At 54.3% G+C, this 12401-nt stretch carries 7 protein-coding genes; 5 read left to right on the top strand and 2 right to left on the bottom strand.

What is annotated here, in order from left to right:
- Position 1 precedes the first annotated feature (1 nt).
- The 4 genes from HEQ60_RS05380 to HEQ60_RS05365 all read left to right on the top strand — a co-directional run bounded on the left by HEQ60_RS05380 (position 2) and on the right by HEQ60_RS05365 (position 5431).
- Positions 2-2836, top strand: a complete 2835-nt coding sequence (locus HEQ60_RS05380; RefSeq protein ID WP_168070276.1) for a chemotaxis protein CheW — start codon at positions 2-4, stop codon at positions 2834-2836.
- Between the two features lie 123 nt (positions 2837-2959).
- Entirely contained in the window at positions 2960-3328 is a 369-nt protein-coding gene (locus HEQ60_RS05375) for a response regulator (protein WP_066136106.1), read from the top strand.
- 100 nt (positions 3329-3428) lie between these two features.
- On the top strand, positions 3429-4577 hold the full coding sequence (locus HEQ60_RS05370) for a protein-glutamate methylesterase/protein-glutamine glutaminase (RefSeq protein ID WP_168070421.1): 1149 nt from the start codon (positions 3429-3431) through the stop codon (positions 4575-4577).
- A 2-nt stretch (positions 4578-4579) separates the two neighbouring features.
- Positions 4580-5431, top strand: a complete 852-nt coding sequence (locus tag HEQ60_RS05365; protein WP_168070419.1) for a CheR family methyltransferase — start codon at positions 4580-4582, stop codon at positions 5429-5431.
- Between the two features lie 29 nt (positions 5432-5460).
- Here the strand turns inward: HEQ60_RS05365 and HEQ60_RS05360 are convergent, their stop codons facing one another.
- The gene (locus tag HEQ60_RS05360) at positions 5461-5982 is read right to left on the bottom strand and encodes an adenine phosphoribosyltransferase (protein ID WP_209315423.1); all 522 of its coding nucleotides are present in this window, start codon (positions 5980-5982) and stop codon (positions 5461-5463) included.
- 169 nt (positions 5983-6151) lie between these two features.
- On the opposite strand from HEQ60_RS05360, the gene HEQ60_RS05355 reads away from it, so the two are divergent.
- Positions 6152-7441, top strand: a complete 1290-nt coding sequence (locus HEQ60_RS05355) for a DUF2336 domain-containing protein (protein ID WP_322099295.1) — start codon at positions 6152-6154, stop codon at positions 7439-7441.
- Between the two features lie 128 nt (positions 7442-7569).
- Here the strand turns inward: HEQ60_RS05355 and HEQ60_RS05350 are convergent, their stop codons facing one another.
- Positions 7570-12399 carry an autotransporter domain-containing protein gene (locus tag HEQ60_RS05350; RefSeq protein WP_168070274.1) on the bottom strand — a complete coding sequence of 1610 codons (4830 nt, stop codon included), beginning with the start codon at positions 12397-12399 and terminating at the stop codon, positions 7570-7572.
- Positions 12400-12401 lie beyond the last annotated feature (2 nt).

The raw sequence follows: 12401 nt of genomic DNA, 5'->3' as shown, positions 1-12401 counted from the left end.
AATGGACGACCTGCTCAGTGAATTCCTGACCGAAACAGCGGAAAGCCTTGCCACGCTTGATATTGAGTTGGTGAATCTGGAGCAGAATCCCAACGATACGGGCATCTTGTCCAATATCTTCCGGTTGGTTCACACCATAAAAGGCACGTGCGGGTTCCTTGGATTGCCACGCCTTGAGTCGTTGGCCCATTCGGGGGAGAACGTTCTGGGCAAGTTCCGTGATGGTGAGCTGACTGTCACGGCCGAGGCTGTCACCCTTATTTTGGCCTCTATCGACCGAATCAAGGAACTTCTGGGACATCTGGAAGCCAACGAGACAGAACCCGAAGGGAATGACCGCGATCTGATCGACCAGCTGAACGCCATGGCCGAGGGGAATACCTCGGGCGGCGGTGCTCCGGCTGCTGCGGCTCCCCCACCGCCTCCTTCTGCCCCTGAAGCACCTCCAGCAGCAGAAGCATTTCCGGTGGCAGCAGAATTGCTGGCTGAGGTCCAGCAGGCTGTATCCCAAGGCAAGAAAGCAACCAGTCAGGCAGAGCTTGATGCCCAGCTAGCCGCCGAGCGTGCGAAGGAAGCTGCGGCTGCCAAGCCTGCCCCGGCTGCCGAAGAGCCTGCTGCTGCCCCACCTGAGGCTGAGAAGCCTGCAGCCGCCAAGCCTCCCGCAGCAGCAAAAGAGCCGCCGAAGGAGTCGGCCAAGGCTGCTGCTCCTGCAGCCCCCGCAGGGGGTGGCGGCGGTGGCGGTGGTGAAAACTCTATTGCGGCACAGTCTATCCGCGTCAACGTGGACCTGCTTGAAAATCTGATGACCTTGGTTTCCGAGCTGGTTCTCACACGTAACCAACTTCTGCAGATGATTCGTGGCCGCGATGATAGCGAGTTTGCAGCTCCGCTGCAGCGGTTGTCTCACATTACGTCTGATTTGCAGGAAGGCGTGATGAAGACCAGGATGCAGCCTATCGGTAATGCTTGGTCAAAATTGCCTCGTATTGTTCGCGATCTGGGGATTGAAACCGGCAAGAAGATCGATCTCCAGATGTATGGTGCTGAAACCGAACTCGACCGCCAGGTTCTGGAGCTGATCAAGGATCCTTTGACCCACATGGTTCGCAACTCCGCAGACCATGGGTTGGAAGATACCGAAGGCCGCCGTAACGCCGGGAAGAGCGAAGTCGGGATTATCAAGCTGAATGCGTTCCACGAAGGTGGGCACATCATTATCGAGATTTCTGATGACGGTCGCGGGCTGAATATCAACCGTATCCGGGAGAAGGCTATTGCGAATGGCCTGGCTTCCGAAGCCGATCTCGACTCGATGAACGAACAGCAGATTGCGCAGTTTATCTTCAAGGCGGGATTCTCTACGGCCGAGAAGATTACCAGCGTGTCGGGCCGTGGTGTTGGTATGGACGTGGTTCGCACCAATATCGAAAAGATTGGTGGAACCATCGAGCTCAAGACCATCTATGGAAAGGGCACGACGTTTACCATCAAGATCCCGCTGACCCTTGCGATCGTCTCGGCCCTGATTGTGGAATGTGCGGCAGAACGTTTTGCCATTCCCCAGATCAGTGTGCTGGAACTGGTCCGGGTGACAGCGAATTCCGAAACCAAGATCGAAAAGATCAACCGTGCACCTGTGCTGCGGTTGCGTGATCGTTTGCTGCCTCTTGTCTCCCTGGGTAATCTACTCAAGCTGCGTCAGGACGATATCCATGACCTTGCCGCACGTCTGGCGGATGTGGACAACGACCTGAACGAAACGTTTATTGTTGTTACCCAAGTCGGGACCTATACCTTCGGGATTATTGTCGACCGCGTGTTTGATACCGAAGAAATCGTCGTCAAGCCGGTTGCTCCCATCCTCCGCCATATTTCCATGTTCTCCGGGAATACGATCCTTGGGGACGGGTCTGTTATCATGATCCTGGATCCGAACGGTATTGCCACTGCAACCGGCGAAGTAACGATGAATTCTGCTGGTGGTGAGGGGGCATCTGCCTACGAGGGTGCCCGTGTGGATGATATGACCAGCTTGCTTATCTTCCGCGCAGCAACAGCCGAATTGAAAGCTGTTCCCCTGGCGCTGGTTGCCAGGTTGGAAGAGATTGAGCTTGAAAAGGTCGAATACTCCTTTGGCAAGCCCGTTGTGCAGTATCGCGGGCAACTGATGCCATTGGTCACGGTTACCGATGGCATTGAGTTCCGGAAAGAAGGGCGCCAGCCTATTCTTGTTTTCTCGGATCGCGATCGTTCCATGGGCTTGATGGTGGACGAGATTGTCGACATCGTCGAGGATCGCCTGAAGGTCGAACTGAAGGCCGAAACTCAAGGCATCATTGGGACAGCCATTATCGGTGATCGTGCAACAGATGTGATCGATACCGGTTACTATCTGACACGGGCCTTTGGTGACTGGTTCGGCAAGCCGCAGCTTCCATCCAGTCAGGATCGTGTCGCTGGTGGGCCTTCTGTGTTGTTGGTTGATGACAGTCCGTTCTTCCGCAATCTTTTGACGCCACTTCTGTCGGTGTCGGGTTACGATGTTACAACCGTCGACAGCGCCGAAAAAGCGATGGCTATCCTGAATTCAGGTGCACGCTTTGATGCCGTTGTTTCGGATATCGAAATGCCGGGCATGAATGGCTTTGAATTTGCGGAGGCCTTGCGCAAGGATGAGCGGTTCGCGACAATTCCACTGATTGCCCTGAGTTCGCGGGCAACAGAGCGTGATCTTGAGCGTGGCCGCGAAGTAGGATTTGACGATTATGTTGCCAAGTTTGACCGGGATGCCCTGATTAATACTTTGGGACAGATTCTTGGTGCGGCTGCGGCATAAGACAGGCAAGCTGTATTCGGGCAGAGAGTTGTTTCCTGCCATGGAATGGTGGTTTGTCAGAGTGCAAGATCCGGCGCGGGTGCCGGCTGACAGGGAACCCTGCAAGGAGGGGCACGGAGAAGCATGAAATCGTGTCTGATCGTCGATGACTCCAAGGTTATCCGCATGGTAGCCAAGAAGATTCTTCAGGAAATGTCGTTTACGACCCTGGAGGCCGAGGACGGCCAAGGTGCCTTGGACATATGTCGCAAGGAGCTTCCTGATGCCATTCTCTTGGACTGGAACATGCCGGTTATGAGCGGTATCGACTTCCTGAGGGAGCTTCGGCGGCTTCCGGGGGGGCAGAAGCCTGTTGTTGTTTTTTGTACAACAGAAAACGACATAGCCCACATTCAGGAAGCTATAGAGGCCGGTGCCAACGAGTACATCATGAAGCCATTTGACAGTGAAATCCTGCAGGCCAAATTTTCCCAGGTTGGTCTTCTTGACTGACGCGTGGTGTCCTTGGGACTTTTGAAGGAGATGGGGTTTGGCCTTTGCGCAGGACACAGGAGGGGCAGGTTCTTCAGGCGGTGATGGGCCGTACCTCGTGATGGTTGTTGACGACTCTGCGGTTGTGCGTGGTCTTGAAACCCGCATGCTTGAGGCTGATCCGGAAATCAAGGTTGTTGCGTCGGTTGGTAATGGTCAGGCTGCGTTGCAGGCCTTGGATCGTATCGATGTCGAGGTTGTTGTTCTGGACATCGAAATGCCGGTTATGGATGGCCTTACAGCACTCCCGAAAATTATTGAAAAGAAGCCTGGTATTCGTGTTCTGATGTCATCGACACTGACGCACAAGAACGCGGAAATCAGCATGAAAGCCATGGAGCTTGGTGCAACGGACTATATTCCGAAGCCCAGCTCTTCCAAGGAACTGACAGGGGCCGGTGACTTTCAGGAGCTTTTGGTTAGCAAGGTCAAGGTTCTGGGGGCATCGGCGCGTCGGGGTACAGGCGTTCGGCGTACATTCGGGGCTGGTACGGCGCCCCCTGCGGCTGCATCTCCGGCGGCGCCTGCAGCAGCCAAGCCAGCGACGGCAGCTCCTGCTGCTGCACCGCGCGTCAGCCTGTTGTCTCCTACGGCACCGATTCAGTTGCGCCAGGCATCGACCGAACGCCCTGATGTTATTGCCATTGGTAGCTCGACCGGGGGGCCACAGGCTCTATTTACGGTGCTGACAGCGCTGAAGGCAGCCGGGGGAGTGGAACAGCCCATTCTGATTACCCAGCACATGCCACCAACATTTACGGCCATTTTGGCTGAGCATATTACCCGTATTGCCGGTCTTGCGGCCAAAGAGGCGACGCAGGGTGAGAAGATAAATGGTGGCATGATCTACATTGCTCCTGGTGATTGGCATATGTTGATCGACAGCAAGGGTGGAGAGCGCTACGTCCAGCTTGAACAGGGCGAGCCGGAAAACTTCTGCCGGCCTGCTGTCGACCCCATGTTCCGCTCTATCGTCAAGGCGTATGGCAAGAAGGTTCTGGCCTGTGTGCTCACCGGTATGGGGGCTGACGGTGCCAAGGGCGGGAAGGTGGTTGCCGAGGCCGGAGGTACCGTCATTGCGCAGGACGAAGCTTCCAGTGTTGTCTGGGGTATGCCGGGCGCAACGGCACAGACAGGTATGTGTTCAGCTGTCCTTCCGATTGATGAGATCGGTTCCTACATCCAGAAATTCGCCACAAGGCGAGCATGAGCATGAAACCAGAAGACTTCGAATATCTCGCCAAACTCCTCAAGGACCGCTCCGGGCTTGTCCTGAACGCAGATAAGTCGTATCTGCTGGAAAGCCGGCTGATGCCCATTGCCCGCAAGCGCGGATTCAAGGGGATTGAGGAGCTGACAGAAAAGCTGCGGGCTAATGATGAAGCCTTGGCTTCTGATGTGACCGAAGCCATGACAACAAATGAGTCCTTCTTTTTCAGGGACCAGAAGCCATTTGATCAGTTCAAGGACATTGTGCTTCCCAACCTTCTGCGTACGCGCGCAACCAAGAAGTCCTTCCGTATCTGGTGTGCTGCGGCATCTTCTGGGCAGGAACCATATTCGCTTGCCATGATTCTGAAGGAAGAGGCAGCAAAGCTGGCAGGATGGAAGACAGAAATTATTGGCACAGATTTGTCCAAAGAAATCCTGGAAAAGGCAAAGACAGGCCTTTACAGCCAGTTTGAGGTTCAACGTGGCTTGCCCATCACTCTACTTGTCAAATACTTCCACAAGCGTGACGACCAGTGGGAGATTGATGCGGGTATACGGGCAATGGTTAACTTCCGGGAGTTCAACCTTCTGAGTGATCTTAGTTCGCTGGGAGGTTTTGATGTCGTCTTCTGTCGTAACGTCTTGATATATTTTGATCAGGCGACAAAGGGCCGCGTCCTTGAAGGCATTGCCAAGTTGATGTCTGACGATGGCGTTCTTTACTTGGGCGGTGCCGAGACTGTCTTGGGCATCACGGACAAGTTCAAGCCCGTTCCCAACCAGCGTGGTGCTTACGCCGTTGTAAAAGGGGCAGGCAATGTTCCGTGTCTTGGTGCAGAGCCTGCCAAGTAACTAACGGCTTTTATTCTTCGACCCAGAGGCTATGTGTCATAGTCGACCAGCGTTGCGACCGGAACGTCCAGCCTGTCTCGCCCCTTGAGAAAATTCAGTTCAATGATAGCGGCCAGTCCTACGACCTCGGCGCCGACCTTTCTTAGCAGGTTCACGGCGGCGTTAGCTGTCCCCCCAGTAGCCAAGAGATCATCAAGAACAACGACACGCTGCCCAGGCTGTATGGCATCGGCCTGTATTTCGATTGTGTCAGTGCCATACTCCAGATCATAGGAATAACTGATTGTTGGCCCCGGTAGCTTGTTGCGCTTGCGCACCATGACAAACCCGCATCCCAGCTTTAGTGCCAGAGGGGCTGCAGTCAGGAAACCACGCGATTCAATGCCGGCCAATACATCCGGCCTCCAAGCCCCGACAGCTTTGGCCAGCCGCCCCATGGTGACCTGCCAAGCATCGGGATCACGCAGCAAGGTCGATATATCGTAGAAGTTTATGCCCGGTTTGGGAAAGTCCGGGATTGATCGTATATGGCTCCGAATATCGATGGGCATATTTTTTCCTTGGGTATTGGGTCTGAAGCATTCCAAGGGCACCCCACCTCTTCGGGGAGAGGCACTTCAAGCTGTTCCGAAGAGGAACCCAATGGTAGCTGATTGCCAAGGTAATAGAAAGGGTTGCGTTTAACGTCAACAAAATAAGGCATTTTTTAATGGATCAGTCTTGATCAGGAAACGTAGAAGTGCCACCCTGACCCGTGGTATACAGAAAGAAGAAAAGCAGGGGCAGGCCCTTTATTTCTCTGTGCTTTTTGTGCAAGTGCGAAGCAGTATATGGTGCGGCCAGCTCCGTAACAAGGCAGATGGGCAGGATGCAATGGCAGATATTCAGCTGACAGCCGAAGATGTACAAAACCTGCTGCGGGAGCCGTCCCCTGAGATCCGGGTGGATCTGGCGTCCAAGGTTGCCCGTCAGTTTGATGCGGTTGATCTCTCGGAGTCCGAGCGTGAAATTGCCGAAGAAATTTTTCGTATCATGGTGCAGGATGCTGAGGTGCGTGTTCGTGAAGCCCTCGCGCTGAATCTCAAGGATAATTCGATGGTGCCGCGTGATGTTGCCCTGTCATTGGCCCGGGATGTAGACAGTGTGTCCTTGCCCCTGTTGCAGTTTTCCGAGGTACTGACCGCCGAAGATCTGGTTGAAATTGTCCGTAGTCAGCAAAGTCAGGACGTTCTCAAGGCTGTAGCCAAGCGCCGGGTTGTTGAGGCAAATGTCGCTGATGAACTGGTGAACCGGGGTGATGCAGACGTGGCAGCCACGTTGGCGGGAAATGCCGGTGCCGAGCTGACCGAGAAGTCCATGCTGAAAATTGTGGAGCGGTTTGGAGACCATGAAGTTGTGCATAGGCCATTGGCAACCCGTGCCTATTTGCCGGTAACCGTTACGGAGCGCTTGGTGAACCGTGTGTCGGAGGCACTGAAGGAGCATATTCTTCACCGCCATGAACTGCCCCCGGACCTAGCTGCTGACTTGGTGATGCAAACGCGGGAGCGTGCGGTTATTTCACTGTCGTCCGAATCATCGGAAGACGATGTAGAGCGTTTGGTGCGGCAGATGTCGGATCACAAGCGTTTGACGCCTTCGATTATTGTGCGTGCCATCTGCATGGGTGATTTGGTTTTCTTTGAATATGCGATGGCAGCCCGTTCCCGCCTTCCTGTTGTCAACGTACGTCGTTTGATCCATGACAGCGGTGCCTTGGGCCTGAAAGGTATTTTCCAGAAGTGCCGTATGCCGGAGAGCATGTATCCTGCCGTTCGCGCTGCCATTGATGTTATTGCCGAAACAGACTTTGATGGCGAGGATGGGGATATTGAGCGTCACCAGCGCCGGGTTCTGGAAAGAATTCTGACCCAGTATGGTGATCTTGGCGTTGATCTTGAGAAGTCCGATCTTGAATACCTTCTGGCCAAAGTCGAAAAGCTGCCTCATCCCACGGGCGGCATTTCGTAGCTTTTGCCTCTATTTCTGCATAAAAAAGCTCCCCGGGTAATTGCCGGGGAGCTTTTTATTATTCATGAGATCTCGCAAGTTTCTGGCAGAGGTCCCAAGAGGGGCACCTCTGCCAGTGTTTTCCAAGGTCAGAAGTTAAGACGTCCGGTCAACATGCCGTTATGAGACATATAGCCGGCGCGCATTTCTGCATCGTAATCAGCACGTACTTCCCACACACCATCGGACGTCGTATAGCCCATGCCGGCTCCGACAGTACCGCCCAGTTTCGAGGGCTTGAGGCCCGGTGTCTGGATGGTTGCGCCCGCCCCGGCATACTTGGCTGTGGCCGTGGCATCATCGCCGAGGAATTCATACAGGGCCGCAGCCCGCAGTTCCGGCCGCAGCTCTGCTCCGGATCGCATTGTATGATCATAGGCAACAATACCGCCCAGACTTCCTTCCAGAATTTGGGTCGAGGGTGGGTTGACTGTCAGGTTCGACCCTTCGGCCCCGGTTTCCGTATAGCTGGACGGGCTGTTGTAGCTGTAGAACATCCCGGCTTTCGGGGTCAGGGTTACCGCTCCCTTGTGCAGAGGCATGCCGACAGCGGTGCTGGCCGAGTACTGGTGCGCATCGTATTCACCGTTTGCGGTACGGTTCAGGCCGCCAAAGGTAATCCGACGCGATGTCTTGATGGTGTTGTAGGCCCAGGCCAGCTGACCTTCGACAAAATACCGACCCGGCTCGTAAGCCCCATAAAAGGCAATTTGATAGGAGTTGATGTCGGTCTTGGATTGGCCGCTGTCCTTTCCTTTGACATCAGACTGGGCATAGCTGAGCGCCCCGCCCAGACGAAGCGTTTCCGTTACCTTGTTGTCCAACCCGATGGTGGCCCCATAGGTGTTGGTGCGGCCTCCGGCTATGCCATTGCGGGCCTTCTGGGTGGCAATTCCGCCAGTCGCTTTCATCCATGCCCCGTTGCGCCTGGTATCATCACCGGCAGCAACGCCGCTTTGCTGAAGGCCGGCGGTCTGTGCTTCCCCGCGGGTTGCCGCCAGGCGTGTTGAGACAGCCCCGGCTGCTGCGCGCGAAGCACCGGTAATGGCTTGGGTTGCGGCAACATTGCTGCTGGTGGTGCTTTGCTCGGCGGCCAGCTTGATATCAGCGACATTTCCAGACAGCAGAACTGTTTCATAAGCTTGGCGCAGGTCACCGTCTCCGGTTTTTTCAGCTACAGCCAGACCGGAGGCAAAGGCTTTGGCCACGGTTGCACTGGCCCCGCTGCTGGATACCAGATCTGCCGTTTTTGCACTGTTGGAAGAGCCAATCAGGTAAGACCCGTTGCCTTTGTTGACCATCCTGTAATCAAGAATGTTGTTATAGGCATTGTTTTCGATCTTCAGGATGATTTCCTTCAGTTCGTCCTCGGTGACAGTGCCTTCAAACACGCGAATGGCATTATTGACCACGCCGGAAACATTAAGTGTTGTTTGGTCAAAGTCGAAGCTATGGGCCTTGATCCCGGCATTCGGGTTTTCTGCCGACATATTGACCTGGGAGCCGTTTCCGGACGTGAATTTTCCGACAACGTCCAGCCTGTTGTTCAGGTTCAGTGTACTTCCGGCAGTATTGGTATAATCACCCTCAACTTTCATTGCGGCGTTGATGTCGTGGGTGTCGTTGTTGGTGTAGCTTCCTTTGACCGTTGTTGCGGCATTGGTCTTGTGGGTGCCTTGGTTGGTAACGTTATTGGAATACGTTACGGCGATGTTGTCTTCAAACACAGTGTCCCTGTCGATGAAAACGTCCCTCACGTAGTCGTAAGACGGTGCCCCGACTTCCCTTTTGTGGGTACCGCCGCTGTATTCGACCCGCCCCAGTCTTTTCCCGGCTTCACCCAGCTGGGTCTTCTGGCTCTTTACTTCGTCAGCGTTAGCAGAGAACAGGACGGTTCCGTCCCCGTCGTTCTCACCCACCACCTTTTGCAGGCCGGTTGCATCGCCTGCCAGCAACAATGTCCGCTTTGAATCCAAGGTCCATACATCACCGCTGGCGGCTTTCGTGACAGCAAAGGTACCCTCGCCTTTCAAGAGCAACCGTTTGACATGGACCTCATTGTGGGTAACGATTTCACCATTCGCGGTATCAATTTGACCATCGCCAATCTGCTTGCCGGCCTCACCGATATTCCCTGCGGAGTCTGCGGCCGTGTCATGCGTGATGTGGAAGTTTCCATCACCGTCCCTTTCAACGCGCATGTGCCCCTTCAGGGCCTGAATTTTTTTCAGCTCATTATCTTTCAGCCAGATGTCCCCATCTGATGCAACCTTCATCAAGTCCAGTCGGCCTGTCAGGAAGATATCCTCTTTATTATAGATACCGCCGCTGGCCTTCCCGATAACACCAGCGCCACTGGCTTCCAGATGGATCTTGCCGCCTTCGCGATAGGCATCCACCGTGCCATATGCAGGGAATTTGTCGGCATTGTCCGCTGCGTCTTTTGCAACCTTTGCGTCCTGAATATTCCGGTAGGCGATGGCCTTGGTGATGGCTTCGTTGGCTATGCCTTGCAGATACGCGGCTTCCAGTTTGGGGTCGGCATTTTTACCGGCCAGATTTGTTACGCCAAGGGCAACCAATTTGGTCCGCAGGGCGGCGTTGGCCGTCTCCAAGGTCGTTTTTGCTGTATTCGCTGTTTGTATGGTACGGTAGTTGTCGATTGCGGCCTGAAGGGCGTTGATTGCGGCATCAAGGGCCTCAATCTTTTTACCAAGATCATTAATTCCTGTGATGTCGCCTAGTTCGTACACTGCAATAGCGGCAAGGTTTGCCGGTTTCGGGCCTTTTTCTCCAGCCTTCTTTATGATTTCGGTGGGCGATGCGTCCCCAAGCTTGCTGAAAACAGCAACAGTCTTCTTCTGCGTTTCCAGAACGCTGGATGACGTCGTAACGGCTTCTAAGGACTTTCTTTCGGCTTTTTCCAGAACGTCCTTCACGGCCCCCAAGGTGGGTTGATCGCCCAGAGTCCCAAGTCCAGCCGCCTTTGCCTCTTCTTTGATTTTTGTTTGTTCCGCCTCTATCGCCTTCAGGTCCCGATAGGCTTTGGTCAGGCGCTCGAGGCGGGTGACTGGCGTACTCGACAAAACCCGTCCATCATCCGTCCAACTACCCTGACCGGGAAGCCGTTTTATTTCAGCTTCAATCTGTGCCGCAGTCAAATCCGCAAGTTTGGTATCTGCCGTTACCGTCAGAACAGCCCCCCCGGTGTGCAAGTTGGCCCCGGTCACGCCCGTGTGCAGGGTTTCAAGATCAGTCCACGTTGCATCTGTTACGCCTGCCAGACCGGACAGGGCGCTGACCTTGTCATCCGAGGCATAGCTAGAAAGATCAGAAAACGGCGTGTTGTCGGTTGCTGCCCAATTATGATCAACAGCCTTGAGGTTTGTATCAAGAGCTGTGGCATCCAGCTTGCCTTCCAGGGCTTTGGCTTTTTCCCATACGGTGTAGGCCGCTTTTTGCTCAGGAGTCCAACCGTTCCGGACGTTCTCGTTGATCTCAGCGGTTTCATCCCAGTCAGACTTTACAGCCTTTACAGCCTCAACAGCCTTCGCCTTGGCTGTGCCCAGTGTGCCCCGCAATGTGCCGAGTGTGGTGGTGCCGTTTATAGTCAAGACTGTAGTATCGTCAGTATCCAGCAGGCTTGCTGTGCCCAGAGCGGTTTTCAAGGCAGCGATATCGCTATTTGTCGTGCTGAGGGTTTCTGCGGCAGCGCCTTTTGCTCCTACGGCAATTTTGACATCAGCAACAGTCCCGGTCAGGCCCGCCGTTTTGATCTTTTCAAGGACGCCTTTAACGTCATTCTTTTTGGTATTATCGCCCAGCAGATCAGACACAGCTTTGGCGTGTTTCTCGACGCTACTATCTGCGAAGCCTTCTCCCGGTGCCGTCAGGCCGCTGGTTATGGCGTCCGCTTCAGCTTTGATGCCGTCAAGGGCATCGGTATTCGCGCCAATCAGAGTTCTGAAGATGACAGCGGTGTCCCCGACGGTTCGTATCCTCAATCCACTCAGGTCATCAATCCGGCCTTTCAGGTCTTGTACATCTGTATCCTTTAGAGAGGCTAGCGCGGTATTCTTTATTTCGGCTTTTCGCGCAGTTCCAATCTCACCTTCAAGGCGGGCAATGGCATGGGCAGGCTCTTCTTCCTGTCCCTGTATTGTCGCTTTTTGTGCTAGCAATGCATCCAGAACCGCAGCGTATCCCGTCGTGTCGGTTGGCGCATCGTTTTCTCCTGCCAAGTCCTTGTAGACTTTCTCCTGCGCCAGAAAATTTTTGAAAGTCTTGTCCCCATCATTTGCGGGGATATCCAAACCTGCCGCAGTCCACAGATTGTTTGAGGCCGCTTCCCCCAGTTTCTGTTCCAGCCAAGCCTTTGCGTAGGATTTTGCCCTGGTTACCTTCTCTTGCTGAAGAGTAGCTGTGTCCTTCAGATTCCCATCCGTATTAAAAGCCACCGTATGTGTGCTCAGAATGGTTGCGTCAAAGTCGCTCGAGGTTGTGGCCACAGCATTGGCCAACTCGGGCAGCTTTTCCTGCCCCGGGGTACTTGCGGAGCCGGTGAAGGGCTGGGGGTTAGCTTCTTCTGACAATCTTGTATTGAAATCAAAGCCTTCTACCTCTGACGCAACACTCTCTGAAGGTCGAACATCTGTTTCTTTCCCGACCACAGAGTCGTAGTCCGTTACGGTTATCTCCGCCTTTGCTAGCGCATTCTGTGCCTTGGTTGTTGCAGCTGTCAGCACAGCATTTTTGCCATTTATCCTGGCTTGAGTAACGCAGACTTTGATAATATCGCCTGTCCGGTCTGCCTTGAAATCATCATCAGTGTCGCAGGTTGTTGCATACGCCACGCCGGGCAGGGACAGGGCAGCGGCCAAAGCGGTGGTGGCCAGAAGGTTTGTACGGATTTCAGACATAA

The sequence above is a fragment of the Haematospirillum sp. H1815 genome, from assembly GCF_012102705.1.
Classification (GTDB): Bacteria; Pseudomonadota; Alphaproteobacteria; order Rhodospirillales; family Rhodospirillaceae; genus Haematospirillum.
The sequence above is the reverse complement of the archived record's forward strand: the minus strand, read 5'-3'. Positions and strand labels throughout refer to the sequence as shown.